Origin of the sequence: Aneurinibacillus terranovensis DSM 18919 (assembly GCF_000430625.1) — a bacterium.
In the GTDB taxonomy this organism is placed as follows: Bacteria; Bacillota; Bacilli; order Aneurinibacillales; family Aneurinibacillaceae; genus Aneurinibacillus_B; species Aneurinibacillus_B terranovensis.
Window position 1 is genome coordinate 1 of record NZ_AUMJ01000055.1, and the last position, 25,161, is coordinate 25,161.

A 25,161-nucleotide genomic window follows, 5' to 3' on the forward strand; every position below is an offset into this window, starting at 1 on the left:
CCCGGATGTTTTGTCGGTCCGACCTTCCGGTCACTAAGCGGCCGTTTCGCTTCCCTGCAGAAAAAGGATGAGCGGCAACGCCCGCGAGTTTTTCTCATCAGTTGAGCAATGCCGCACTAACCCGGCCGGTTGATGGGTCTCATAGTTTATGGGATTCGTTGTTGATGGCATTTATTTTTATGGGAGCAAATCTTATCTCTGTTCAAAACGAAGGATAGTATCCGAAAAGGCAATAAAATCGGTTAGATGTTGTTCAATAATCGCGCGAAGAATCGGTAGCTGAATCGATTGATAATCGTGTACGACAATGTTACGGAATCCGATCATGGCTTTAAGCCTGCGTGTTAATTCCTCGTCAATAACCCCGTTATCTTGTAAAATTTCAAAGGCGTCGCGGCTATTTTGCGGTATGCCCCATCTTTTTTCGGAAACAATATGCATGGCTAAATCAATGCATGCTTCACATGCTCGCTGGACGTTTAAAATAATTGCATCCTGCTTCGTGTAATTCTCCAGATTGCTTGGTGTATGATCGTATTCTTCGTTAATGCGTTTTAAACAACGTTTAATGGTTTGTAATTTGTTAACGATTACGTCATTCATCGTATAATGACCCCTTTTCTTTTAAACGATCAAAGATGGGTTGGCGTTCTTCATTGAGCATAGCATATTCTTTGTAGGCACGTGTGAAAAATTCCATACGGCGTCCAGGATCCCGGTCAAGAAGCACTTTACCTGTTCCGATAATTTGTGCTCTGAATACTGTGCTGGCACGGCTTAAATCGACTAAATCCACTTCTTTTCCAAGTTTGTCCGCGAGAGATTGACCGGCCATAAAGATTTCATATTCCGTAAAAGAACGATAGGAAAGAAAAGCAATGTCAATGTCACTATTGCTATGTATCGATCCTTTAGCGGCTGAACCGAACAGGATAATAACATAAGGAGATACATGTTCAATAAGGTGTTGGACAATTTCATTTTCCATGCGGCATTCTCCTTGTGTGTAGAAAAATATGTCTTCATTATATCATATGAAAGTGGGTAACGTTTTCAAGAAGGGAGGCTGTTTTTATAAATTAGACTCCCACATAATTTCAGTCGGACTAAAAATTATCCGTTATAATATATGTACGGGGTGCTCTTATTAAGAAGTTTTTATTGCAGCAAGCGTATTTTTTAACGGGTTTTCGTGTAAGAACTATTTTTTGTCGGCTTTGGATGATTCCACAAAGCTGAAAATGTTGGAATGTTCAACCGATTTGCGACACAATGTGTTCTTTCTCCTTTAAAAAGCTAAATGGAAGGGGGGACAGGGAAAATGCCCGAGGAAGAAGAAAAACGCAACTTTTTTCGCCAACAGTTTCCTGAACCTCTGGAAGCAAACGCTCAAATTGTTCGTATTCGTGAAAAGGAAGTAGAAACGAATATACTTACTGCGCTAATACTAGATATGAGTGCGGGTGGGTTGCGTTTTCGAACACATTTAAGTTTCCCTGTTACACCTCTTGTGCTTTTTAATTTTGATATTAAAGTGTTGGACCGAATTGTTACCGTTTGCGGTTCCATTGTGCGAAAAGAGGAAATAGAGAAAGATATGTTTGAATATGGTTTGCAGTTTTCTATAGATGAACATAAAAGGGAAGAAATTACTCAGCTGCTTAATCGACTGAGCATACGCAGACGGAGAGGAAAATAAAGTGATGGAAGCTTTTGCATTTTATCCTGGGACCTCTCACATGAAATTTTCAACCAATTTTTTAAAAATGAGGCTATCTTCTCACGTTTAATCAGGTAAAATGATAGTATATCTTTCGGAGGAAGTTAATAGGGGAGAGGGTACGATGTCTTTAAATAATGTAATAAATTGCCCGCGCTGTGGTAAGATTTTCATAAAGATTCGCCAGCCTGTATGTCCGGAATGCGTAAAGGAAATCGATAAAGAATATGATAAATGCTATCAATTTCTTCGCAAAAAAGAGAACCGGGGATGTACGACTTATGAATTAAGTAAGGGCACGGGTGTATCCGTCAATCAAATCACCCGGTTTATTCTGGAAGGAAGACTTTCCATTGAAAACGCTCCGAACATGGGATATCCGTGCGAATCGTGTGGAACGATGATTCGTTCGGGTAAGGTATGCGATTCGTGTTTAAACCAGCGAAAGAAGGCAATCCAGTCACTGCAGGGGGAAGCCAGACGCGATATGGAGCAAAGAGATCGTGAGAGGAAAGGGCACCTATATCGAAGCGGTCACGACGAACAGTAGAAACCACTAAAAATTCGAGAGAAGAATGCCGATTACAATAGTAACAGTAGTCGGCTTTTATTATATATGCTTTCTTTAATATCCGGTAATATTCAGGAGATTTAAATTACAGGTCTGCGGGTATTGCACAATGGGAAGAAAGAGGAGTAAAGAATAACAAACAACCACTAAAGTCGACATTGGAAAAAGAGGTGAATAAGAATGAGAATTGAACGACCGAACAATATTCAGCCTGTTAATCCTTATCAGCAGCAAGGTAACAAGCAGGAGAACGTTAAGAAGGGGACGCAGCGGGACCAATTGGAGATTTCTTCGGAAGCGCTGGATTTACAGAAGAATCAGGAGACGGAAGCACAGCGCGCCAATCGAATCGCTCAGTTGAAAGAGCAGGTGCAGGCAGGAACCTATCATGTTGATCCATATAAAGTGGCGGAGAAGCTCCTCGAGAGAGGTTTATAGAAACTGGCGGATGGTGGGATGAACCATGAGCGAATTGTATGAGATTATAGAGATTCTTGAACAGCTCATTGCTGAGCATGAGAAGATGTTAAAGCTGGCCAGGCATAAAAAAGAAGCGTTAATTACGGGAGCTATAAATGATTTGGCAAGGATTATTCAATTTGAATCTCGTTCGATTACAGCCATCCAATCCCTTGAACTAGAGCGAGAACGTCATGTCTCGCTCTATTTCATGCGACGGGGAATGCGGAAGGATGTATTTTACCTTAGCGATCTTATTGAGTCGGCGGGCGAAGCAACAGAAGCAGGGAAGGCGCTTCTTCGCTGCCAAACGGATCTGAGTCAGATACTGAAAGAACTGCAGGAATTAAATAAGTTAAATCAGCAGCTCATCATGCAGTCGCTGGATTTCGTGAATTTCTCATTGGAAGAAATGACAGCACCGGTTGAGCATCCGTACACGTATAAAAAAGATCAGCAGATACAGTCGAACGACTCGGGCTTTTCAACTCGCTTTTTTGATAGTAAGGCCTGATGTGCGAATTGACATTAATGGAAAAAACGAAGGAGAGGCAGGTATATAAATGGGCTCAACGTTTGCGGGATTAGAGCTGGCAAAGCGAGGTCTATTTGCACAGCAATCAGCACTGTATACGACCGGACATAATATAGCCAATGATAATACAGATGGCTATACACGACAACGGGTCAATCTGGTAGCCACGGCTCCGTTTCCAATGCCGAGTATAACGAACGACCGTCAGGCGGGGCAAATGGGTACCGGTGTTACGGTTGATTCTGTACAGCGGCTGCGGGAGGGGTTTTTGGACTCGCAATACCGTGGCGAGAATAAAAATGTTGGAGAATATGGAACAACAGCAGATACGCTTGAGAAAATTGAGACGATCTTGCAGGAGCCATCAAATACAGGACTTCAAAGTACCATGGATCAATTTTGGGCATCCTGGCAGAAACTATCCCAAAATCCAAGTGATGCTGCGACTCAAGAAGTTGTTATACAAAATGGGAAAGCGGTGGCTGAAACATTTAACTTTATTAGCAGTGACTTGAAGTCCTTGCAGCATGATGTGAATAATAGTATTCAGGTAACGGCAGATTCAATGAATACGATGGCAAAAAACATTGCTTCTTTAAATACGAAAATCAATGAAGCCGTTGTAAATGGGTATACTCCTAATGATTTATATGACCAGCGGGATCTGTTAATCGACCAGCTATCTAATCTTGCAGATGTTACCGTTACGCCTGTTATGAATGGAGCCACAGATACGGGTATGGTAACTGTTACAGTAAATGGACAAACTTTAGTTGACCCAAGCCTTGCGTCAGGATATAACGCGGTAACTACAGTTAATAATGGAACAATAGCTGATGGTTCTCCTAAATATGATGTCCAAATAGGGGGCGCGACAATCGGCCTCGGAAGTGGGGGAGGAAAGCTTAATGGTCTTTTAGCATCCCGTGATCAAATTATTGATGACGCATCAGGAAATGGGAATGGGTATTTAAATAAAATCAATACGTTAGCGAGCACTCTTATAAGTCAAGTCAATAGTGTAAAAGCATTCTTTTCGGGTACTGGCGCCTCGGATATCAATGTTACAGCAAATGCTGCTTCACTCACACCTGGTAATCCGGGTGATAATACAATGGCTTTAGCGATGTACGGATTAAAAGAAAACACGAATATTTCATTCGGCTCTTCAACGACTTCTTTTGATGGTTACACACGTCAGATTATTTCCGCGCTTGGTGTTCAAACACAGGATGCCGAACGTATGCGGGATAACTCGAAAATTCTGCTAAATGACGTGGATAATCGACGTCAATCCGTGTCCGGCGTCTCACTCGATGAAGAGATGAGCAACATGATGAAGTTTCAGCACGCGTATAACGCCGCAGCGCGTACGATGACAACCATGGATGAAATATTGGATAAAGTAATCAATAATATGGGGCTTGTAGGCAGATAGGGGGATAATGGATGCGCGTTACGCAGAATATGTTAAATAATGACATGTTATATAATCTTGATAATAGTATGCAGAATATGGGACGTCTACAAGATATGCTTTCGTCGGGGAAAAAAATTACGAAACCATCCCAAGATCCAATTGCGGCTATACAAGGAATGTTTTACCAAACAAATTTGGCTGAAAATCAACAGTTTAAAGATAATACAAATGAAGCGATTAATTGGATGGATCAATACGATTCCTCCATTTCTGAAGGGGTTAACATCTTAAGCCGTGTTAAAGATTTAATAAACCAGGCGGCGAATGATACAAATACCAGTAGTGACCGGCAAAAAATAGCCACTGAGATTCAACAATTGCGTGATCAATTAGGCACAGTAGCCAATACAACATTTGCGGGAAAATATATTTTTAATGGAACAAAAACGTTAACAGCGCCTTATGATCCAAATATCTCTGATTTAAAGACACCGGCCAACATCGATAATACGGATGTGAATCTGGAAGTTTCACAGGGGATCCAAATACCGATAAATGTAAAACCAAGTGATATTTTTGGGGCAAATGGAGCTAGCGTATTTTCAACACTTAATACAGTCATTCAAGATCTAAATAACCCAGCGGTGACAGGAACGCAGCTCTCAGCTGATTTAGGAACCATTGAAGGTCAATTGGATACTTTTATAAAGGTTCAAGCATCTGTAGGTTCCCGTACGAATCGTATTCAATTGATGCAAAACCGCCTTGATACGCAATATAACGGCACTACTAAAATGCTCTCTGATGCAGAAGACGCTGATTTGGCACAAGTCATCACTGACTTGCAAAATGCGGAAAATGTTCATCGGGCCGCTCTTTCAGCCGGTTCGCGTATTATTCAACCCTCGTTGCTTGACTTCCTGCGGTAGGGAGTGAGCGGTTTTGAATTTGCCTCATATTCAATTGGCCCAATCGTTTACAAAGATCGGCTGGGATGTACAGAGGCCGACCTATACGTTTGAACCGGCACATACGCAACTTCATATTGAGCAAAAACCCGCGGAAATGATTCTTCATCGTACACAACCGGTTGTACAGATTGACCAGAGTCAGTGCCGGGCGGATATGGATTTAAAAAGTACTGCCCAGCAGAATGCTGAGTTTGCCGCATATGGGCGCAAGTCTGTTCTTGAATACATTGCACGTGTTACAGCGGAAGGGGAACAGATGGGGGCGATTGAGAATAAAGGGAATGTCATAGCGGACATTGCCAAAGGGAAAAAATTCATGACTGATCATCAATTTGGTTACGGGAATGTACCGGGAAACCTCTCCTTACATATGAACGGTATACCTGGTGAATTGAATATCGAATGGAAGTTGGGTGGCACATCGATTGATGTACAACAAACACCGTTTCATCAGCGTTACGAGAAGGGTAAAATCGATTATTATATTCAACAAAAAAACCGACTGAATATCCAGGTAAGTGGTGATAATGTAGATACGTTATATTAAGTATGCAATTTGATAGAAATATCGGCATGGATTATAAAGCTACCTATATCGAATGGGTGGACCTTTGTCGTTTACTAGAGGACACATTTCTTATTAAGGTAAGCGAAAGGAGAGTGAGGATAAATGCCTCTTAAGGTCACGTCAAGCCTTTTTGGCGAAGTGGAGTATAAGGAAGAGGAAGTATACCGTTTCGATAATGGGATTCCGGGATTTGAGGAGGAGAAGAGCTTTCTTCTGCTTAAGGTTGAGGAAAGCCCGTTTACGATCCTTCATTCTACGTCCGATGATTTATATTTTTTCCTAGTGGATCCTTTTGCATTGTTTTCCGACTATAAATTTACCATTCCGGACCATGTGCTTGAAACGCTGGAAATCACAGAACGTGAACAGGTCATCTGTTACGCGATTGCAGTCTTACGTGAGCCGCTATCGGATTCTACGGTGAATCTGGTGGCCCCTGTGATTCTCAATTCAGCGAACCATCGAGGATTGCAGCTCGTTTTGGAGAATACGGCTTATTCTGTTCGTCATCCATTGGGCCTTCCTGCGAATCATAAGCCAAAAGAAAAGGATGTAAAGGACAACGGAACGATTGATAAGGCGGTTGCCAAATGAGAGGCCGGGATAGACGATGCTCGTATTGACGCGTAAAATCGGAGAGTCGATTATGATCGGGGATCATATTACGCTAAAGATTGTTAACGTAGATGGCGAACAGGTTAAGATAGGCATTGAAGCACCGCGCTCTATTTTAATTCATCGGCGGGAGATTTATGAGTCCATCCAGCAGGAAAATAAATTGGCGCGAACATCACCACCGGTAAATATTGAACAGCTAAAACAATTAGGAAAGATAAGTGGTTTAACGTTAGAAAATGAAAAATAGAGAAATGGAATGTATATTATCTAATTTTTTTCGGAAAAGGATTAAATAATTTGATTGGCATTCCGATAATTAAAGTATAGGAAGTATGTATTTTGGGTTAAGAAGCCAAATGGCTTTTTAATAAAAACTATGAACAGGGACGTTCGTAGAAAAAATCAAGGAGGAATATACAATGATTATTAACTACAATGGTATGGCTGCCAACTCATTGCGGATGTTAGGGATGAACACAACTGCACAAGCTAAGACAACGGAAAAACTTTCTTCTGGTCTTCGCATTAATCGTGCAGGTGATGATGCAGCAGGTCTTGCAATTTCCGAAAAAATGCGTGGTCAAATTCGCGGGCTAGACCAAGCTAGCAGAAACTCACAAGATGGAATTTCAATGATTCAAACGGCTGAAGGTGCGCTAAATGAAACGCATGATATTCTACAACGTATGCGTGAATTAGCGGTTCAAGCGTCCAACGATACGAATACAGACCAAGATCGTAAAAATATCCAATCTGAAGTGGGCCAGTTGGAAAAAGAAATTGACCGAATTGGAAATACAACCCAATTTAATACGAAAAACCTGTTAGATGGTTCGATGGGAAAAGCAACTGCTGCAGTTGCAAATCAGAACAAAAATCAAGCTTTGAACAGCACTACGGTTTCGACTACGGCGTTAACTGCTTTAACAGATACTAATGGTAATAGCCTGGGTATTAAATCTACTGATACTATTACAGTTAACTATACTGTTAATGGAGCGTTGACTACACAAAAGTTTGCAGTTAGTGCTTCAACTGTTGCTACTTTAGCTGGTAAAATTGCCGGCACCACACTGATAGCATCAACAAGTGGGTTAACGCTGAATACGACAGCTACAGGAACTGCTGCTGCTATTGAAGGAATTACGATTTCGGTTACAGACTCGACTGGAACTGATCGGACAGTTGCTAGCAGCGCATTGTCTGCATTCAATGAAACGCAAGAAGCCAGAGATGCAAAAGTTGCTGATGGCAGTGCTACACTCTTAATCGGTGCCAACGGTGGTCAAAACCTTAAAGTTGATATTAACGACATGCGTGCGCAAGCACTTGGTGTTAACAACCTGCAAGTTACAACGCAAGCAGGGGCCAATACAGCGATTAAAGTTATTGATAATGCGATCCAGAAAGTATCGGCTGAACGTGGGAAACTTGGGTCATTCCAAAACCGCTTAGAACATACCATTAACAATTTGGGTACGTCTTCTGAAAACTTGTCTAGTGCAGAAGCCCGTATTCGTGACGTGGATATGGCGAAAGCTGTTATGGACAATACGAAGAATAGTATCCTCGCTCAGGCGGCTCAAAGTATGTTGGCTCAAGCCAACCAGCAACCGCAGCAAGTTCTTCAATTGCTCCGTTAATTATATTTTTATTATGGGGGGAGATCCTAGTTTGCTAGGGTCTCCCTTCTTTGATATATGGATGGTGGGCTCTCTTATGTTTCTCATCCATCGACATTTTCCCGTACTACTTGTGAAGAACTAAACATTTGACGATATAAGCAGTAAAAGAAATACATACAGCACTATGAAATAGAATTTATAAAGCCAATTGGGAAAGAAGGTCTTTATTCATGAATTGCCCTTATTGCTATAGTTCCAATACAATTACTTATTACGAATCTATTATGCCTACCATATTAAGTGCATGTCCAGAACCGATGTTATCCCATGTCAAATCTATGCCGTTGGAAGCCCAATTCTGTAGTGATTGTCAGCTCGGCTTCAACTCAATGCCTCTCACTGGCGAGGATCTAACTTTTATCTATGATAGCTACCTTTATATTTCGCCACTACACGGAATTGGCACGGGGAAATATGAGGGAATGCTGCATGATTTAACCGAGTATTTTGCCAAAGATGATAGAGTTGTGGAAATAGGTTGCTCGGAAGGATACCTTTTAAAACAATTGCTTGATAAAGGCTATACCAACCTGCTCGGCATCGAACCTGGACCACAAGCAGAAAAAGCAAAGGAACTCGGTATTCCGATTCGAAAAGAATATTTCACCGGAAATACATTTGCTGACAAAAAAATCGATGGTTTCTTCCTAATGCATGTATTTGAACATTTTCCGGACCCTTTTGAAATCCTGCGCTCTATGTGTGATCAACTAAGTCCGACAGGTAAAATCATTGTAGAAGTACCAGATTTTGATGGCTATCATCATCAGCATTTATTCTATTATAACCTCCCATTCTTTTATAGAATGTGCAATGACTTAGAAATGAAAATCATCAAATATACCATTGATAAAAACGCCTTACGGGTTGTAATCACGCATCAGCAAGCCCCTTATGCAGGAATTAACCTAGCCAAGAACGAAACAGCAGTGATCGAGCGGGTAAACTCCATAAAGTCTGCTACTCAATCGAAATTTAAACAAATTAAGGATTTTCTTGAGGACAACCAAGGGAAAAAAGTCTATTGGTGGGGGGCAGGTTCGTCATCGGTGATTATTCTTAACCAGATTAAATCGTATGTAATGGATAAGATAGCGTTTGAAATCATTGATGGTGACAAAAACAAATGGGGGCTTTTCATTCCAGGGATAAATATCAAGGTGGAGCCGTTTACTAAACTGGCCAAGCAGGAGATTGATTGTTTGGTCATCGCTTCGTCATTCTTCAAAGAGATCGAAAAAACATTGCAAAATCATCAGATCACTGTGAAACAAATGATGGTTGTGTATTAGATAGAATGACTTATTCAAAGGAGTGCTGTATTTTGTCAGGATATATAAGTTACACAGACATTGTAAATAATTTAGATATTAATCCAGGGGATATTGTGTTAATAGGGTCAGATATAACCCATTTAGTACTTGAAACATTAAAAAACGGGGAGAAATTTGACTCGAATATTTTTATAGATAGTTTTATTAATAAAATTGGTACTAATGGAACATTATTATTTCCAACTTATAATTGGGGATTTTGTTCAGGTGATACATTTGATTATAATAAAACCGCATCTTTAACAGGTTCTTTGACAAATGCAGCTTTAAAAAGAAAAGATTTTATTCGAACCAAACACCCTATCTATTCGTTCGCAGTTTGGGGAAAGGATAGACAATTATTATTTGAACTAGAGAATAAAAGTGCTTTTGGAGAGGACTCTCCCTTTTCATATTTAATTAGAAGTAAAGGAAAAATGCTTCTTATCGGTATAGACTATCAGTGTTCTTTTACTTTTGTTCATCATGTTGAAGAAATGGAAAAGGTTAACTATAGATTTATGAAAGATTTTACAGGTACTTATATTGATGAAAGAGGTCACTCTAGTATGCGAACCTATTCCATGTACGTAAGGGATTTAAATAAAGGGGTGGTTGCGCATATTAATCCTATCGGACAGAAAATGGAGGAGTTAGGAGTATCTTCACTTAAAAAAATAAATAATGTAGAGTTTTATTTAATTGATTTACATAGAGCATTTAAAGTTATTCAAGATGATATCAGGCTTAATAGTGCCCAAAATTTATATAAGATCCAGAAGAGTGAGGATGATGTGTAAAGGGAGGGTATTTGATGTATACAATAGAAGGTCAATTACAGTATGAATTATTAAAAAGGCTTTTTCCGATATGTCGTAGCATTACGGGGGATGGTGTAAGAAAAACATTAAAAATTATTCAAGAAATGATTCCTTTACAAATTCACGAAGTGCGGACAGGGACAAAGGTGTTTGACTGGGAAGTACCAAAAGAATGGAATATACGAGATGCTTATATTTTGGATGAAAATGGAAACAAAGTTGTTGATTTTCAAAAAAATAATTTACACGTTGTTGGTTATTCGATTCCGATTAACAAAGAGGTTGATTTGGCTGAACTTAATCAACATTTATATTCCCTTGAAAATCAGCCTGACGCCATTCCTTACATAACTTCCTATTATAAAGAGCACTGGGGTTTTTGTATATCTCATAATCAAAGAAAACAATTGAAAGAAGGCAAATATCGCGTATATATTGATAGCGAATTAAAAGATGGCTTTTTAACATATGGAGAGTTGATTATACCGGGAAATACAAAGGAAGAAATTTTTTTATCTACATATATTTGTCACCCTTCTATGGCCAATAATGAATTGTCTGGTCCAGTGGTGACAACATATTTAGCTAAATGGATCGCGAGTGTGCAAAGAAAATACACTTACCGAATTATTTTTATTCCGGAAACAATAGGTTCCATTACATATTTGAGTAGGAATTTACCCCAAATGAGGCAAAATATTATTGCTGGATTTAATGTTACGTGTGTTGGTGATGAACGGGCTTATTCATTTGTGCCCTCACGGTATGGGAATACTCTTGCGGATAAAGTAGCTTTAAATGTATTAAAGTATAGACATCCAGATTTTATTCGATATTCTTATCTAGATAGAGGTAGCGATGAACGACAATATTGCAGTCCTGGAATAGATTTGCCGATAACTAGTATTATGCGTTCCAAATATGGTCAATATCCGGAATATCATACATCCCTCGATAACTTAGATTTAGTCAGTCCATTAGGTTTGCAAGGAAGTTATGAGGTTTTGAAAGAATGTGTAGAAGTATTAGAGAAAAATGAGAAGTATAAAACTAATTGCCTTGGAGAGCCGCAGCTTGGAAAACGTGGATTATATCCAACACTTAGTACTATTGAATCAAGTAAAATTGTTAGAGCTATGATGGATTTTATTTCATATGCTGATGGAACCAATGACTTAATTGACATAAGCAATATTATTAAGGTTCCGGTTAAAGATTTATTTCCTATAATTGATCGACTTTATGAACAAAATCTAATTTCTGTTGTAGATGAGAAGTCTAAAGTCTTGATTTAGATTCATAAGAGGTGAAAAATTGAATGCATTTGGAAAAAAAACGCGACAATATTATGGATCGCTTGGAGAAAGTAGATGATCAAACGCCGTTTATTGAGTGGATAAAACTTTCAAAGGAAATAAAAAATCTAGATAAGCAAGAAGATGACTTTGATCTTCTTTGTCAGGCGAAAATAGCTTTTATTACTTCTTTTACAACTGGTTACTTGACCGATTTTCTAAACGTTTTAGCGCGAAAAGAAGGGGTTTTGACAAAATGTTATAATTCTCCCTATGGCCAATATATGATGGAGATACTTAATCCATCAAGTGGTCTATATCAATTTGAACCTGAAGTAACTTTTTTGGCTTTACGACCGGAGCAATTAGATGAATCTTGGGCAAACTGTCCTTTTTTTGAAGATCCTACTATACATATTCAAAAAATAATTACTCAAATTAAACAAATTACTGATAATTTTAAGAGAAATAGCAAAGGATTACTGGTAATATTTAATTTCAAAAATAATGGCTATAGTCCATACGGTATAAATGACCTGTATCAACAATATGGTCAAAATCATATTTATGGCCAGTTAAACAGGGCCCTTTTTGATACTTTTAAATCAGATACTCAAATAAGAATTCTAGACTATAATAGCCTATACAATTATGTTGGTCATAAAACTTATAATGATCGCATGTATTACCTGGGCGATTTTGAGTTTTCCGAGTCTGTTTTACCATTTTTGGCTAAGAAGATTCTTTCCTACATTATTGCTGTTAAAGGGATAAGTAAAAAATGTATTATTGTTGATCTGGACAATACTCTTTGGGGTGGAATCATCGGAGAAGATGGTCTAGAAGGTATTAAATTAGGTGGCTCTTTCCCCGGGAATGCTTTTAGAGATTTTCAATTTTATTTATTAAAATTACATCAGACAGGAGTTATTTTGGCAATATGTAGCAAGAATAATCTGGATGATGCTCTTGAGCCGATACGTCATCATCCAAATATGGTTCTAAGGGAAAAACACTTTGCTAACATAAAAGCAAATTGGAACAACAAGGCGTTAAATATCAAATCAATTGCTGAAGAATTAAATATCGGATTAGAAAGTTTAGTTTTTATCGATGACAATCCTGTAGAAATTAATCTAGTCAAACAGGTTTTACCTATGGTGAAATGTGTACAATTACCAAAGGATCCGGCCCTTTATGTAGAAAAACTTAAAGAAGTGAGTTGGCTTTTTAACAAATTAAGCATAACCGAAGAGGATAAAGAAAGAGGGAAAATGTATGCGGAACAACGTTTACGCAAAGAGATGGAACAAAGTGTAAACTCTGTAGAGGAATTTTTATACGGATTAGATTTACAATTAGAGTTTGTTACAGTTAATGAATATAATATTGCAAGGATTGCTCAATTAACCCAACGTACTAATCAATTTAACGTAACGACTAAAAGATACACTGTATCAGATATAGATAGCTATCTTAACAATAGTGATTATTTAGTTTTAGCTGTACGGGTTCAAGATAAATTTGGTGATTATGGTATCGTTGGCGTAGTTAATATCAGGAAGACAGAAATATGGAGAATAGATACGTTTCTTCTAAGTTGCCGCGTTCTTGGCAGAGGAATTGAAAAGGCAATGTTAAATCAACTTATAAAATTAGCCCAAGAGGATCATGTAGAAACAATAGAAGGGGTCTATGTAAAAACCTCTAAAAATGCTCCTTGTGAAAGTCTGTATAAAGATAATAATTTTAGCTTAGTAAATAATGATGAAAAGGTTTTTGTTTATCAACTGGAGGTTACTAAATATAATGTTAAGTTTCCGGAATGGATTAAGATCAGATAATTAAGAAAAGAGGTAAATCAATGATTGAAAAGCAGATCGAAAAAGTGATTTGTGATTTTTTTGGAATAGAGGACGTAAATGATAACTTAAAAATGGGGGATATTGAAAATTGGGATTCATTGGGGCATATAGCGCTAATCTCCGAAATCGAACGTTCTTTAAATATAGTATTTAATACAGATGAGATTTTATCTATGAAAAGTGTAAAAGAAATAAAAAACAAAGTCAAACAGTTAGTCGGTTAAATTATGAAGCTGAATCACTTGGGGATAATAGTTAATAATATAGAAAAACATGTAGAAAATTACAAAAAAATTTTTGACGCTCAATTATGCACATCAATTATTCGAGATGATTTTCAACAAGCAAAATTATGTTTATTAAAAAATGATAGTTTGGAATTTTACTGGGAACTGATAGAACCTATTAGAGATTCGCGGCTATTTCCTTTTTTGCAAAAAGGTGGCGGATTGCATCATCAATGTTACGAAGTGGAGAATATTGATGAATCAATGAAGCATTTTAGAAAAACAGGTGCTATTCCAGCCTTGGGTCCTGTACCTGCTCCCTTATTTAATAATCATCAAGTTGTATTTATCGTAATGCCAGACAGAACTTTAATAGAGCTGTTAGAAGTATAATTATATCGTGTATATAGGCTAAGGAGGCTTACTATGCATTCAACATGGGAAGATAATTTATCACGGCTTCGTGCGAATGACCATCATTATATTGCAGAATTGCCACAAGAAAATCGTCCGGGTTATCAATATGTAGGGACTGATGCAGGAGAGGAATTTTTTACGGATGAGGAAGGAAAGGTTTATCTCGTAAAGGATGAAATGGATACGAGTTATGAAATGCAGCCGTTTTTACGTGAACTGCATGTCATTATTGGTATCTCTAGTGTTCAGGAAATCTCATCTTTGATTGAACATAGCAATAAGAATTCGTATTTTCTTATCGTTGAACCGAATCCTAGTTTTTTCTTATATGCCATGCAACATAAACAAATGGAATTTCTTAGACGTAAAAATGTATGTGTGGTTGCTAATCACAATATGGATGATATAGCGAATCTTTTATTTTCATATATCCAACAATTCCCTATTCTTACACGAGCACGTAATCTTCGTGTATATCCGACCTATTTTTATCGAACATATAAAATGAACATCGTTACGCATACGGCTCAAGAAGTTATAAAAGCTGTTAAATATATGGCTGGTAGTATTGGAAATTCGGTAGAAGATGCCCTTATTGGTACGTATAACAATTTACATAATGTTCCTTATATCTTAACGTCTGAAAATGTGAGCCGGTTCAAAGATATTTATAGAGGAATGCCGGCTATTATTGTAGCTGCCGGACCATCGCTTGATAAAAATATTCATCATCTAAAACAAAATCAGTCTAACGCTATTATTATTGCGGTAGATACGATTGTTGAGAGACTTTTACAAGAAGGAATTACTCCTGATTTTGTAACATCCATTGAACGGATTGAGGAGGTATACTTATACTTTTATAAGGATAAATATATTCCTGAATGTGTATCCTTAATTGCTCCCCCTGTATTATCACCAAATGTTTTTTCAACTTTTAAAGGGAGAAGGATTATGCCATTCCGGGAAGGGATGATTGAATATAATTGGTTACAAGAAATGCTAGGCCTACCAGATGATATTTTTATAAACATAGGGAAATCATCTGCACATGTAGCATTTGGCTTTGCCGCTTATACGGGATCTTTTCCTATTATTTTAATTGGGCAAGATTTAGCATATGGAGAGGACGGTATGAAATCCCATACAAGTGGGACGATTTATGAAAAAAAGGACATTCCTATATACCAGGAGTTTGTAGAAGTTGAGGGGTATTATGGTGGGCGGGTCCGTTCTAATGTTATATGGAATTCATTTAGAGAATGGATTGAACTCCAAATTTATGAACATCAGTATGCTGTTATTAATGCGACTGAAGGTGGAGCTAAAATTAAATATACAACGCAAATGACTTTGCAGGAAGCTATTTCTACCTACTGTACGTCGCCTCTTTCTAAGAAGGAATTACTTGGCCAAACTTCCTATTATACATATGATACACATTCAGCGATTGAAAAAATTGAAATGGAAATAAATAATTTTCAAGAAATATTAGATAAATGCCAACAGATATATCAAATGATTAACGGTTTAAAAATAAAGTCTTCTATGAACCAAAAGAGCTTGATGTCTTGTTTGCAAAAGCTTGAGGAAGCTAATGTTATTATAGAATATATTAAACATCATCCTTTGTGGGTTACGATTATGCAGGCTGAAGTCGTGACGTGTTATTGGAAACTATATGCGATTGAAGAGCGGTTGCTACCGGAGACGCTTACTGAAAATCAGGAAATTATTGTTCATTTTTTACAAGCTTTTTCGTTTGTAGTTGATCAAGTTATTACATTTATGAAATCAACAGTTGATCAATTAAAGGCAGGAAATGTTACGACTAAGTAGCTTGGAAGGCTAATATCCTGTCAATCCTAGTATAGATTGACAGGATATTAGTGAGAATTTAAAATCATAATATGTCTCGCGTGACTGGCGTGCCTTTCTTGACATCGCACGATACCTTCCTTCCTAACAACTCTTCATAGTATTTAGGAGGCAATCCAAAACCAGGACGTATCGCTCGTAAATTCTCTTTTGTAAATGCCTCGCCCATTTTCATGTCCTTTACTACATAAAGAGAACGGCGATATTTTAAAGACGGCTGTTCCATATCCGTTGCCCCATACTGTACACAACCAAGTGACTGCCATGCCCTTGTTGCTTCTATTATAAGTTGTTCCATTTCTGCTGGTTCTATCGAAAAAGCCGAATCTACCCCTCCGTCAGCACGTCGCAAAGTAAAATGTTTTTCGATAACTGTAGCGCCTAATGCAACACTCGCAACAGCCACACCGATTCCCATTGTATGATCGGATAAGCCTACCTGGCATCCAAATAATTCACGCATGTGTGGAATCGTTATAATGTTTGTGTTTTCTGGTGTAGCAGGATATGTACTCGTACATTTTAGCAGTATAATATCATTACAACCCGCGTCACGTGCGGTACGCACTGTTTCATCAAGTTCAGCAATGGTTGCCATACCCGTTGAAATAATCATTGGTTTACCGGTAGAAGCTACTTTTTTAATCAAAGGAATATCCGAATTTTCAAAGGAGGCGATCTTATAAGCGGGTACGTTTAATTCTTCTAGAAAATCAACAGCTGTTTCGTCAAATGGCGTACTAAAACAAATTAAATCGAGTTCTGTACACTTTTCAAAAATATGTTTATGCCATTCCCAAGGCGTATAAGCTTGTTGATATAATTTATATAAAGAATTACCCGACCATAAACTTTTCGGATCATCTACCATAAAATCAGATGTTTGTAAATCTAACGTCATGGTATCAGCCGTATAAGTTTGTAATTTTAACGCATGAGCACCTGTTTTTGCAGCTTCTTCTACAATTTCTAACGCTCTTTCCAAAGATTGATTATGATTACCTGACATTTCTGCAATAATGAAAGGTGGATGATTTTCCCCGATTTTTCTACTTCCAATTCTTATTTCGCTCATATACAAAAACCCCTCTGACGTATACTATTAATTAGCTCCTTTTTATTAGCATTCCACTGTTCTTGAAAAACCGCAAAAAGAATAACATCTTCATAGTGTCCATTTTTTAACACATGTTTTTTTAATCGTCCCTCTTCCATGAACCCGAGTCTTTTATGAAATGAAACACTCGGGGTATTAAACGCAAAAGACTCACCGCATAGTTTTTGGACACATATATCTTCAAAAATATAACGCATGGCCAGGTAACCCATAATCATTCCCATACCCTTAGGTTGTCTATCCTCACCTATATAAAAACCCCAAGTCGCTCTTTGGTTATAGACATCCAAGGAAAGATTGACTACACCTACCGGATTTTTATTTACTTCAAATACAAAGCAAGATTTCTCCGTATCTTTTTGAAGTTTTTTGAACCACCTGTAGTGTTCTTCCGGAGTAATCAAATGATCTGTATACATAACGTTACGAATTCGTGGTAAGTTTCTCCACTCTAAGGTAACCTCTAAATCTGTTTCTACAATAGGTCTTAGTGAATATGTTTGAGCTCTCATCATAACATTCCTATCATATAGTTTGTTACTTTTGTACGCCCTGATGAAACTAAGTTCAAAGCTTTTTCACTCATATTTTTTAAAATCAAAGGGTTTTTTTGAAGAAAAGTTATCGCTTCCACGATGTCTTTTTCTTCTACTTCTGAATACCATCCAAGATTCATTAATGCTTGTTTATGTGAAACTGATTTTGTAACTTCTCGTTGATTTTCAGCAATTATAATCGTTAATGATGGAAGACCTAAAAAACATCTTTCCCAAATTGCTGTCCCACCGGCTCCTAACGACAAATCTGCTTTTAACATGAAATTTGCGATATTTTCAACCTGGCAATAATAATGAAACCCATAATGTCTACAGAGTTCCTTTATTTCATTTTGATTTTGGTTTAATTTACCCACAATGACATCAACTATAAAAGATTCTTTTTTCATTTGATTTATTGCATGTAATGACTTAACAGTTTGATTAAACGGATCACTCCCGCCAAAAAAAACCAAAATTCTTTTTATATGTCCGCTATGACCCAGTAATTTTCTTCTTTCAATCTCAAACTCTTCCCGAATCAATAGATATTGTGGACCTAACAATCTTATACAACTATCGGAAACCAACCGGGAGTATCTACTTTTTGCATCTCTATATAAGTTTTGATCTAGCAATAGATCACAATCATGAACTCGGTCAGCTAAGTCATCGATCACCATTATTTTTTTGACAAACGCTCTTATCTTTATTTCCCAATGTATATCAAGTTTATAATGATCAACAATTAACCAATCAACATTTCTTTTTATTTGTGTTAATACTTTGATTGTTTCATTAGCATCCAGGTTTTTTTCTTCTAAAGAATCGATATCATGAGAGAAAGGTAATCGATAAACCTCAAATCCTTTTTGTTCTATATATGTACACAAATTACCAGGGATGTCCCTGCAAATAAAAAAAACCCTAGTTTTATTTTTGGTAAGTTCATTCGCTAAAGTTAAACATCGCATTACATGCCCGGAGCCAATTAGAACAGATGAATCAACCCTTATACAGACATCCATAAAAATTCTACCTTCTCTAATTATTGTTCTAAACACTTCTGCAGTACATGCCCGTTGATTAATAACCATTCTGGATGTTGTTTTAATAATTGAAAAACGTCCTGCATTGTAAAATCAGAATGAATCGGATACAAATACTCAATGATATTTTTAATCAACTCGAAATCTTCCGGAGTATCAACCGTCCATCTGTAAAAACTTTTATCTTCTTTATACGCTATGTTTCCTAACCGAAAATGAGTAGGCGGAAGATAGATGTATGGTGTGACATGTTCGATTTCAACAGGGGATGAAGCCATTTTGTATGCCTCTGATAATGCTGCCATTGAAAATACTTCAACATCTAAGCCACGAGGATATGTTCTGGTTAATGTATTAGAAACATAATCATAACGTTCGGCTCCTTGCAGAAAAGCATTAACAACATCGTCTACTACCTGAGGATCGATGAGTGGACAATCAGATGTTAAACGTACCACAATTTCTGCTTGAAACATCTGCGCTGCTTCATAATATCGAGAGAGAACATGTTTTTCTGATCCTTTAAAGTACTTCACATTCAATCTCTTACATAAATCAACAATTGGCTGATCTGTTGTATTTATTGTAGTTGCTACTACTATATCGTCTAACATAGAGGATTTCATAAGTCTTTCTAATTGATATTGAAGCAACGGTTTCCCCAGCACCGTTTTTAATACTTTCCCGGGAAGGCGAGTTGATGTCATACGCGCTTGAATAATGGCTACAATCCTTTTGTTATTTGCCATAATATTTCACAACCTTTTGCACAGCTGTAACGACATCTTCTACGTCTTTTTCATTCATTCCTGGAAACAAAGGTAAGGTTATCATTTCTTCATATAGTTTTTCAGCTTGAGGGCAGAAGGATTTATCATATCCTAATTCTTGATAATACGGTTGGTAATATACTGGAATATAGTGCACATTAACCCCGATATTCTCCTGTAATAAAGCTTGGTAAATCTCTTTTCTCCCTACTCGTAATTTATTTAAATTCAATCGCAAAATATATAAATGCCAACTGGAATGACATTCTGGTAATTGATATGGGGTTACAACTTCCGAAATATTTTTGAAAGTCTCATCATACATTTTAGCAAGCTGTCTACGTCGTGCTAAAAAGTATCCTGTCTTATTCAATTGACTTAGACCAAGTGCAGCCTGTATATCTGTCATCCGATAATTATACCCCAAAAATTGCATTTCATAATACCAAGGTTCATCACTCGTAGTCATATGCATAGGGTTTTTAGTAATACCATGTGACCTAAATTGAATAAGTCTTTGATAGTATTTTTCGTTGTTAGTTGTAATGATGCCTCCTTCACCGGTGGTTATATGTTTCACAGGATGAAAGCTGAACATCGTCATGTCACTAAGTGCCCCGATTTTCTTGCCTTTATATTCTGCTCCAAAACTATGTGCTGCATCTTCAATTACTATCAAATTATGACGCTTAGCGATATCTAAAATTTTATCTAGATCAACAGGTTGACCTGTAAAATCTACGGGAATAATAGCTTTGGTATTCTTTGTAATAAGTTTCTCTATACATAGAGGGTTAATGTTATATGTATTTTGATCAATATCAGCAAAAACTGGTTTTCCACCTTGATATAAAACACAATTAGCAGTTGCAACAAAAGTGATAGGCGTAGTAATTACTTCATCTCCTCTATTGATTCCAGCTGCAAAACAAGCTGCATGTAAAGCAGCCGTTCCATTGGAAAAAGCTACAGCATATTTAGCTTCAACATATTGGGCAATTTTGTCTTCAAAGGATTTAATACTTGGGCCGGTGGTTAAGTAATCACTCTCTAAAACATTTATAACCGTTTGGATATCTTCTTCATCAATTGTTTGTTTACCGTAAGGAAGGTAAGTATCACGAACCGGTTTCCCACCGTGAATAGCCAATTCTACACCAGTCATTTTGTAATCTCCTTTATTTAGTTGATGTATCGTTATACTGTTTTAATTCATCAATTGTTAGAAAATGCTCGTTGGTGAGGGAATTATATTCAAAACCACGTTTAACGGGGACGCCTTGTTCTCCAAGTAAGTTTAATTCATAATCAACCTGATCCGTAAAATTTATAGTCGGCTTAATTACATAATGATCATGGAACTCTAATGTTAAATGCGAATCATCCGCTGGGCACATGACTTCATGTAACTTTTCACCTGGCCTAATTCCAACTACTTTGACATGAATTCCGGGTGCCAAAGATTCTACTAAATCAAGGATCCTCATGGAGGGAATCTTTGGAACAAAAATTTCTCCCCCTTGCATACGAGCAAAATTTTTCAGTACAAAGTCTACGCCTTGTTGTAACGTAATCCAAAACCGAGTCATCTCTAGATCCGTCACAGGCAATTCTTTCACTCCTTCAGCAAGAAGTCTCTTAAAAAACGGAACAACAGACCCCCTTGATCCTACAACATTTCCATATCGAACAACAGAAAAACGGGTACGATGTCCACCGGCAATATTATTGCCTGCTACAAAAAGTTTATCTGAAGCAAGTTTAGTCGCGCCATACAAGTTGATTGGATTAGCAGCTTTATCGGTGGATAGAGCAATGACTTTATCAACTTTATTTTCGATTGCAGCATGAATAACATTTTGAGCGCCATTAATATTTGTCTTAATACATTCCATAGGATTGTATTCTGCCGCTGGGACCTGTTTTAAAGCTGCGGCATGAATGACATAATCGACTCCGCGCATAGCTTGAATCAATCTTTCTTTATCCCGAACATCACCAATAAAATACCTCATAATTTCAGAATTATACTGTTGACGCATTTCAAATTGTTTAAGTTCATCTCGGGAAAAAACAATAATTTTTTTTGGCGTATATCTTGATAGTAATGTTTTTACATATTGTTTTCCAAATGAACCTGTTCCACCTGTGATTAAAATCGCTTTATTATTAAACATTTTTCATACTCCCCTTAGTTACTTTATATCTAACGTTAGTCTAACAGAATTGTATAATCCTAAATATACTGCAAATCCAATTCTACCATTTTTTCTAAGCTAATGTGACCATGACGACATACATTCTATGGCCTGATTTCTGTTTGTCCCCTGAAATAAAGCAAGTAGATATCAGTACGATTAATATAGGCATTTTTATGTATTAGCGGATATGGAAATATCTAATTTTTCCTTTGAATTTTTCCGATAATAATGGTAATAGGAAGATTGAAAGGAGGTATTACTAGGATGAGTGATGGGCAAGTGAATGCTATTAGGTTCGGCCAAAATATAATGACCGATGTACTTTCACCAACAAAATCGCACAATAATTATGTGCTTGAAGATCCGAATTTGGGTTCTATAATGAATAAAGGGGATCTTAATAAGTCTGAGGCAGATCAACAGAATCCAAATCTAACGGAAAAAGAACGTGAACGTCTGAAGGAAAGAGCAAATAAAATATTCGAAGCGCTGAATACAGGGCTTGCGTTCAAGTTTCATGAGAAAAGTGGCAAATGGTATGCGGTCATTGAAAATAAAATAACACAGGAAGTACTAAAAGAAATACCGCCAAAATTTATGTTAGAACTTGAAGCCAGCCTAAAGGAAATGATTGGTGTTTTCCTTGATAAAAAATTATAGGGAGATGAAGCATGTATGACTGATTTTTCATCCATTACACGGATTAGCGGGTTGGTCTCCGGTCTAGACACGGGTTCCCTTGTGAAAAAGTTAATGACAGCAGAAAGTGCAAAATACAACCAAATGATACAGCAGCAGCAAAAATTAAACTGGCAAAGTGAAGCTTATCGACAGTGGAATACCGATCTTTTCACCTTTCGAACGACTTTGTCGAATATGAAACTTTCGCAGAATTACGCGACTTTTAATATGACTTCATCGGACCCAAATACGGTATCTGCAGTAGGAACTCCAAACGCGATCGAAGGCACACAAACGATAAGAGTTAATCAAATTGCCGAATCAGCCGCCTTTAAAGCGAGTAATGTAAACATTGATGGTACAAAAACCCTTGGGGATTTGAGCCAGAAGGTTCCATTAAACATTGCAAATGGACAGACATATGAACAATTAAATATTACAGTCACAGATAGTAACGGAACTAGATCCGGAAGTATTAAGGTGAACCTGTCAGATACGATTAATAATGTGATTAGCAACTTAAATACAGCAACCGATGGTGCGGGGAATAGTCTTGGGATCCAGGCTGTATATGACAGTAATTTACAGCAGCTCATTATTAAAACGAAACAGACAGGAGCAAATACAAAAATCGATCTGTCTGCTAACGATACCAACTCAAATGTCTTTAATGTACTTGGGTTTACGAACAATGGGAACAACCCTGATGGTGTTAATGGAAATGCATTGGATCCGAACACCAAACTGCCCACCGGTGCACCCATTAGTGTAGATACTTCACAACCTAATAGGTATATCATTACGGGTGCGGATGCATCCATTACGTTTAACGGCACAACCGTGGCGCAAAGCTCCAATAATGTGACCCTATTAGGGGTTAATTATACATTTAAAAAAGCAATGCAGCCTACTGACCCTAACGTTACCGTTAATGCTTCGCGTGATATCGATACAGAGGTAAAAAATATAAAGGATTTTATTACCCAATACAATGCTATGAATGATAAAATATATAACGCCCTTAATGAACCGGTGTATTCAGATTATCAACCCCTTACAGATGATCAGCGAAGTGCAATGACGGATACGCAGATCCAGCAGTGGGAAACGAAAGCAAAAAGCGGGCTGTTACATAGAGATTCTATCCTGACAGATCTCTATAATGGAATCCGAAATGCTACGTCTTCTTCGGTTAATAATGGCAGTAAGTATAATACGCTTGCTTCCATTGGTATTGCGTCAACTAGCTATCAGGATCATGGAAAACTGTATGTAGATGAGACGAAATTGCGTGCGGCGATTCAGGCTGATCCGGATGGTGTGCAAAAATTATTTACACAATTAAATACTACCGATCCAACCAAAAGTGGAATCATAAATCGTTTGTATGATAGTTTCAACGCCGCGTTTCAACAGACGATTACGAAAGCCGGAGTTACAGGCAACCCTGCTAATGACCAAAGTACTATAGGGAAATTGATATCTGATATAGGGACCCAAATTTACAATGAAAAAAATCGTTTGACAAATGTGGAAAATAGTTATTATCAAAAATTCACCGCTATGGAAACTGCGATGAGTCAATATCAGTCGCAGTCCTCATGGTTAACACAACAACTTGGTGGAGGAAAATAGAATGAACCAAAGCGCGGCCCGGCAATACCAGCAGAATAGCGTGCTAACAGCTACGCCAGCTGAGTTGACCCTTATGTTATATAAAGGTCTTGTGAAATTTTTAAAGATAGCTCTTCTGGAATTAGACCAGAATAATCTACAGGGAATCCATATAAACCTTATAAAGAGTCAGGACATTATCGAGGAATTACTATGTACCTTAAATATGAACATATCCGTATCTGAAAATATGGCCTCAATGTATCAATATATGCTTGAACGTTTAATAGAGGCCAACCTGAAAAAAGACCGGGCAATCATTGAAGAGTTGTTAGGCTTTGCCGAAGAGTTTCGTGATACCTGGTCGCAAGCAATGAAAGGGGCATGATAGGGGACCTATTAATGACAGAAGAATGGATAACTCAAAAAGAAAAGCTTCTTCTCCAGTTTAAAAGAGAAACACTGATTCAATTAGAAGCGGTGCGAGAAGAAGATGTTGCGCGTTTTTCTCAAAGTGTAGAGGCTTGTTCACAGCTGATCGTCCAGATCAATCAATTGGAAAACCGGGAGTTGCCTCCGGATATAAATGAGTGGCATCAAATTGGGCAAGATATTTTAAACATGCGAACGGAAATTTCAAACTTATTGCCTGCCTGGCATGAAAAATTACGAACGAGAATGCTGCACGAACAAGCGAGTAAAAAAATAAAGAATGCGTATGAAGAGGAGGAAGATATCCTTCCGATCTTTGTAGATAAAAGAAAATAGAGAAGAACTTCTCCTGCCGGGTTTACTTGTGTAGGAGAAGTTTTTTTATGTCTGATTCCTGC

29 protein-coding genes are annotated in these 25,161 nt (G+C 37.5%); 21 read left to right on the forward strand and 8 right to left on the reverse strand.

Annotated features, from left to right (window positions below; genetic code table 11):
* Positions 1-192: 192 nt before the first annotated feature.
* Both hepT and mntA read right to left on the reverse strand, forming a co-directional pair.
* Positions 193-603, reverse strand: coding sequence for a type VII toxin-antitoxin system HepT family RNase toxin (hepT, locus tag H525_RS0110315; RefSeq protein ID WP_027416145.1), 411 nt, complete (start codon positions 601-603; stop codon positions 193-195).
* Positions 596-988: a type VII toxin-antitoxin system MntA family adenylyltransferase antitoxin gene (gene mntA / locus H525_RS0110320; RefSeq protein WP_027416146.1), complete on the reverse strand. Its 393-nt coding sequence runs from the start codon at positions 986-988 to the stop codon at positions 596-598. The genes hepT and mntA overlap by 8 nt, the downstream gene beginning before the upstream one ends.
* Before the next feature lie 333 nt (positions 989-1,321).
* Between mntA and H525_RS0110325 the strand changes: the two genes are divergently transcribed.
* The 17 genes from H525_RS0110325 to H525_RS0110405 all read left to right on the forward strand — a co-directional run bounded on the left by H525_RS0110325 (position 1,322) and on the right by H525_RS0110405 (position 16,324).
* Positions 1,322-1,699: a PilZ domain-containing protein gene (locus H525_RS0110325; RefSeq protein WP_027416147.1), complete on the forward strand. Its 378-nt coding sequence runs from the start codon at positions 1,322-1,324 to the stop codon at positions 1,697-1,699.
* Positions 1,700-1,844: 145 nt separating this feature from the next.
* Positions 1,845-2,270 (forward strand): TIGR03826 family flagellar region protein, encoded by a 426-nt coding sequence (locus tag H525_RS0110330; RefSeq protein ID WP_027416148.1) that lies wholly within the window; start codon positions 1,845-1,847, stop codon positions 2,268-2,270.
* 201 nt (positions 2,271-2,471) lie between these two features.
* Positions 2,472-2,729, forward strand: a complete 258-nt coding sequence (gene flgM / locus H525_RS0110335; protein WP_027416149.1) for a flagellar biosynthesis anti-sigma factor FlgM — start codon at positions 2,472-2,474, stop codon at positions 2,727-2,729.
* 25 nt (positions 2,730-2,754) lie between these two features.
* Positions 2,755-3,264 carry a flagellar protein FlgN gene (locus H525_RS0110340; protein ID WP_027416150.1) on the forward strand — a complete coding sequence of 170 codons (510 nt, stop codon included), beginning with the start codon at positions 2,755-2,757 and terminating at the stop codon, positions 3,262-3,264.
* A 49-nt stretch (positions 3,265-3,313) separates the two neighbouring features.
* Complete coding sequence (flgK, locus tag H525_RS0110345; protein ID WP_027416151.1) at positions 3,314-4,723, forward strand: flagellar hook-associated protein FlgK; 1,410 nt, start codon at positions 3,314-3,316, stop codon at positions 4,721-4,723.
* A gap of 11 nt (positions 4,724-4,734) precedes the next feature.
* Positions 4,735-5,634 (forward strand): flagellar hook-associated protein FlgL, encoded by a 900-nt coding sequence (gene flgL / locus H525_RS0110350; protein ID WP_027416152.1) that lies wholly within the window; start codon positions 4,735-4,737, stop codon positions 5,632-5,634.
* Positions 5,635-5,647: 13 nt separating this feature from the next.
* Entirely contained in the window at positions 5,648-6,223 is a 576-nt protein-coding gene (locus tag H525_RS0110355) for a DUF6470 family protein (protein WP_027416153.1), read from the forward strand.
* A gap of 123 nt (positions 6,224-6,346) precedes the next feature.
* On the forward strand, positions 6,347-6,838 hold the full coding sequence (fliW, locus tag H525_RS23610) for a flagellar assembly protein FliW (protein WP_051330954.1): 492 nt from the start codon (positions 6,347-6,349) through the stop codon (positions 6,836-6,838).
* Positions 6,839-6,854: 16 nt separating this feature from the next.
* Positions 6,855-7,109: a carbon storage regulator CsrA gene (gene csrA, locus H525_RS0110365; RefSeq protein WP_027416154.1), complete on the forward strand. Its 255-nt coding sequence runs from the start codon at positions 6,855-6,857 to the stop codon at positions 7,107-7,109.
* Between the two features lie 172 nt (positions 7,110-7,281).
* The gene (locus H525_RS0110370; RefSeq protein ID WP_027416155.1) at positions 7,282-8,505 is read left to right on the forward strand and encodes a flagellin N-terminal helical domain-containing protein; all 1,224 of its coding nucleotides are present in this window, start codon (positions 7,282-7,284) and stop codon (positions 8,503-8,505) included.
* Between the two features lie 320 nt (positions 8,506-8,825).
* On the forward strand, positions 8,826-9,839 hold the full coding sequence (locus H525_RS23615; protein ID WP_211236997.1) for a class I SAM-dependent methyltransferase: 1,014 nt from the start codon (positions 8,826-8,828) through the stop codon (positions 9,837-9,839).
* 32 nt (positions 9,840-9,871) lie between these two features.
* Positions 9,872-10,660 (forward strand): AAC(3) family N-acetyltransferase, encoded by a 789-nt coding sequence (locus H525_RS0110380; protein WP_027416156.1) that lies wholly within the window; start codon positions 9,872-9,874, stop codon positions 10,658-10,660.
* A 14-nt stretch (positions 10,661-10,674) separates the two neighbouring features.
* Positions 10,675-11,976 (forward strand): DUF4910 domain-containing protein, encoded by a 1,302-nt coding sequence (locus H525_RS0110385; RefSeq protein WP_027416157.1) that lies wholly within the window; start codon positions 10,675-10,677, stop codon positions 11,974-11,976.
* Between the two features lie 23 nt (positions 11,977-11,999).
* Complete coding sequence (locus H525_RS0110390; protein ID WP_051330956.1) at positions 12,000-13,820, forward strand: HAD-IIIC family phosphatase; 1,821 nt, start codon at positions 12,000-12,002, stop codon at positions 13,818-13,820.
* A 20-nt stretch (positions 13,821-13,840) separates the two neighbouring features.
* The gene (locus H525_RS0110395) at positions 13,841-14,065 is read left to right on the forward strand and encodes an acyl carrier protein (protein ID WP_051330957.1); all 225 of its coding nucleotides are present in this window, start codon (positions 13,841-13,843) and stop codon (positions 14,063-14,065) included.
* Between the two features lie 3 nt (positions 14,066-14,068).
* Positions 14,069-14,461, forward strand: coding sequence for a VOC family protein (locus tag H525_RS23620; protein ID WP_051330958.1), 393 nt, complete (start codon positions 14,069-14,071; stop codon positions 14,459-14,461).
* A 33-nt stretch (positions 14,462-14,494) separates the two neighbouring features.
* Entirely contained in the window at positions 14,495-16,324 is a 1,830-nt protein-coding gene (locus H525_RS0110405) for a motility associated factor glycosyltransferase family protein (RefSeq protein ID WP_027416160.1), read from the forward strand.
* Positions 16,325-16,388: 64 nt separating this feature from the next.
* Here the strand turns inward: H525_RS0110405 and pseI are convergent, their stop codons facing one another.
* Genes pseI through pseB form a run of 6 tightly spaced genes read right to left on the reverse strand, consistent with a single transcriptional unit; the run spans position 16,389 to position 22,012 of the window.
* On the reverse strand, positions 16,389-17,438 hold the full coding sequence (gene pseI / locus H525_RS0110410) for a pseudaminic acid synthase (protein WP_027416161.1): 1,050 nt from the start codon (positions 17,436-17,438) through the stop codon (positions 16,389-16,391).
* A complete protein-coding gene (gene pseH, locus H525_RS0110415) occupies positions 17,435-17,995 on the reverse strand; it encodes a UDP-4-amino-4,6-dideoxy-N-acetyl-beta-L-altrosamine N-acetyltransferase (protein ID WP_035100639.1) in 561 nt (186 codons plus the stop codon). Before pseH ends, pseI begins: the two co-directional genes overlap by 4 nt.
* Positions 17,992-19,113 (reverse strand): UDP-2,4-diacetamido-2,4,6-trideoxy-beta-L-altropyranose hydrolase, encoded by a 1,122-nt coding sequence (gene pseG / locus H525_RS0110420; protein ID WP_081413348.1) that lies wholly within the window; start codon positions 19,111-19,113, stop codon positions 17,992-17,994. Before pseG ends, pseH begins: the two co-directional genes overlap by 4 nt.
* Positions 19,065-19,814, reverse strand: coding sequence for a cytidylyltransferase domain-containing protein (locus H525_RS0110425; RefSeq protein WP_035100642.1), 750 nt, complete (start codon positions 19,812-19,814; stop codon positions 19,065-19,067). The genes pseG and H525_RS0110425 overlap by 49 nt, the downstream gene beginning before the upstream one ends.
* A complete protein-coding gene (pseC, locus tag H525_RS0110430; RefSeq protein WP_027416165.1) occupies positions 19,804-21,000 on the reverse strand; it encodes a UDP-4-amino-4,6-dideoxy-N-acetyl-beta-L-altrosamine transaminase in 1,197 nt (398 codons plus the stop codon). Before pseC ends, H525_RS0110425 begins: the two co-directional genes overlap by 11 nt.
* Positions 21,001-21,013: 13 nt before the next feature.
* Positions 21,014-22,012: a UDP-N-acetylglucosamine 4,6-dehydratase (inverting) gene (gene pseB / locus H525_RS0110435; RefSeq protein WP_027416166.1), complete on the reverse strand. Its 999-nt coding sequence runs from the start codon at positions 22,010-22,012 to the stop codon at positions 21,014-21,016.
* A gap of 288 nt (positions 22,013-22,300) precedes the next feature.
* Here pseB and H525_RS25555 point away from each other — a divergent pair, with 288 nt between their 5' ends.
* From H525_RS25555 to fliT, 4 genes are read left to right on the forward strand one after another with little or no spacing between them, the layout of a single operon-like run.
* Positions 22,301-22,696, forward strand: coding sequence for a flagellar protein FlaG (locus H525_RS25555; RefSeq protein WP_051330959.1), 396 nt, complete (start codon positions 22,301-22,303; stop codon positions 22,694-22,696).
* 15 nt (positions 22,697-22,711) lie between these two features.
* Entirely contained in the window at positions 22,712-24,352 is a 1,641-nt protein-coding gene (gene fliD, locus H525_RS0110445) for a flagellar filament capping protein FliD (protein WP_027416167.1), read from the forward strand.
* Position 24,353: 1 nt separating this feature from the next.
* The gene (gene fliS, locus H525_RS0110450) at positions 24,354-24,719 is read left to right on the forward strand and encodes a flagellar export chaperone FliS (RefSeq protein WP_027416168.1); all 366 of its coding nucleotides are present in this window, start codon (positions 24,354-24,356) and stop codon (positions 24,717-24,719) included.
* A gap of 14 nt (positions 24,720-24,733) precedes the next feature.
* Positions 24,734-25,099, forward strand: a complete 366-nt coding sequence (gene fliT, locus H525_RS0110455; protein ID WP_027416169.1) for a flagellar protein FliT — start codon at positions 24,734-24,736, stop codon at positions 25,097-25,099.
* The last annotated feature ends 62 nt before the right edge of the window (positions 25,100-25,161 follow it).

Excerpts from the sequence above, each read along its gene's own strand:
- hepT (WP_027416145.1), bottom strand. The coding sequence starts at position 603 with ATGAATGACGTAATCGTTAACAAATTACAAACCATTAAACGTTGTTTA.
- mntA (WP_027416146.1), bottom strand. The coding sequence starts at position 988 with ATGGAAAATGAAATTGTCCAACACCTTATTGAACATGTATCTCCTTAT.
- H525_RS0110325 (WP_027416147.1), top strand. The coding sequence starts at position 1,322 with ATGCCCGAGGAAGAAGAAAAACGCAACTTTTTTCGCCAACAGTTTCCT.
- H525_RS0110330 (WP_027416148.1), top strand. The coding sequence starts at position 1,845 with ATGTCTTTAAATAATGTAATAAATTGCCCGCGCTGTGGTAAGATTTTC.
- flgM (WP_027416149.1), top strand. The coding sequence starts at position 2,472 with ATGAGAATTGAACGACCGAACAATATTCAGCCTGTTAATCCTTATCAG.
- H525_RS0110340 (WP_027416150.1), top strand. The coding sequence starts at position 2,755 with ATGAGCGAATTGTATGAGATTATAGAGATTCTTGAACAGCTCATTGCT.
- flgK (WP_027416151.1), top strand. The coding sequence starts at position 3,314 with ATGGGCTCAACGTTTGCGGGATTAGAGCTGGCAAAGCGAGGTCTATTT.
- flgL (WP_027416152.1), top strand. The coding sequence starts at position 4,735 with ATGCGCGTTACGCAGAATATGTTAAATAATGACATGTTATATAATCTT.
- fliW (WP_051330954.1), top strand. The coding sequence starts at position 6,347 with ATGCCTCTTAAGGTCACGTCAAGCCTTTTTGGCGAAGTGGAGTATAAG.
- csrA (WP_027416154.1), top strand. The coding sequence starts at position 6,855 with ATGCTCGTATTGACGCGTAAAATCGGAGAGTCGATTATGATCGGGGAT.
- H525_RS0110370 (WP_027416155.1), top strand. The coding sequence starts at position 7,282 with ATGATTATTAACTACAATGGTATGGCTGCCAACTCATTGCGGATGTTA.
- H525_RS23615 (WP_211236997.1), top strand. The coding sequence starts at position 8,826 with ATGCCGTTGGAAGCCCAATTCTGTAGTGATTGTCAGCTCGGCTTCAAC.
- H525_RS0110385 (WP_027416157.1), top strand. The coding sequence starts at position 10,675 with ATGTATACAATAGAAGGTCAATTACAGTATGAATTATTAAAAAGGCTT.
- H525_RS0110390 (WP_051330956.1), top strand. The coding sequence starts at position 12,000 with ATGCATTTGGAAAAAAAACGCGACAATATTATGGATCGCTTGGAGAAA.
- H525_RS0110395 (WP_051330957.1), top strand. The coding sequence starts at position 13,841 with ATGATTGAAAAGCAGATCGAAAAAGTGATTTGTGATTTTTTTGGAATA.
- H525_RS23620 (WP_051330958.1), top strand. The coding sequence starts at position 14,069 with ATGAAGCTGAATCACTTGGGGATAATAGTTAATAATATAGAAAAACAT.
- H525_RS0110405 (WP_027416160.1), top strand. The coding sequence starts at position 14,495 with ATGCATTCAACATGGGAAGATAATTTATCACGGCTTCGTGCGAATGAC.
- pseI (WP_027416161.1), bottom strand. The coding sequence starts at position 17,438 with ATGAGCGAAATAAGAATTGGAAGTAGAAAAATCGGGGAAAATCATCCA.
- pseH (WP_035100639.1), bottom strand. The coding sequence starts at position 17,995 with ATGATGAGAGCTCAAACATATTCACTAAGACCTATTGTAGAAACAGAT.
- pseG (WP_081413348.1), bottom strand. The coding sequence starts at position 19,113 with ATGGTTATTAATCAACGGGCATGTACTGCAGAAGTGTTTAGAACAATA.
- H525_RS0110425 (WP_035100642.1), bottom strand. The coding sequence starts at position 19,814 with ATGGCAAATAACAAAAGGATTGTAGCCATTATTCAAGCGCGTATGACA.
- pseC (WP_027416165.1), bottom strand. The coding sequence starts at position 21,000 with ATGACTGGTGTAGAATTGGCTATTCACGGTGGGAAACCGGTTCGTGAT.
- pseB (WP_027416166.1), bottom strand. The coding sequence starts at position 22,012 with ATGTTTAATAATAAAGCGATTTTAATCACAGGTGGAACAGGTTCATTT.
- H525_RS25555 (WP_051330959.1), top strand. The coding sequence starts at position 22,301 with ATGAGTGATGGGCAAGTGAATGCTATTAGGTTCGGCCAAAATATAATG.
- fliD (WP_027416167.1), top strand. The coding sequence starts at position 22,712 with ATGACTGATTTTTCATCCATTACACGGATTAGCGGGTTGGTCTCCGGT.
- fliS (WP_027416168.1), top strand. The coding sequence starts at position 24,354 with ATGAACCAAAGCGCGGCCCGGCAATACCAGCAGAATAGCGTGCTAACA.
- fliT (WP_027416169.1), top strand. The coding sequence starts at position 24,734 with ATGACAGAAGAATGGATAACTCAAAAAGAAAAGCTTCTTCTCCAGTTT.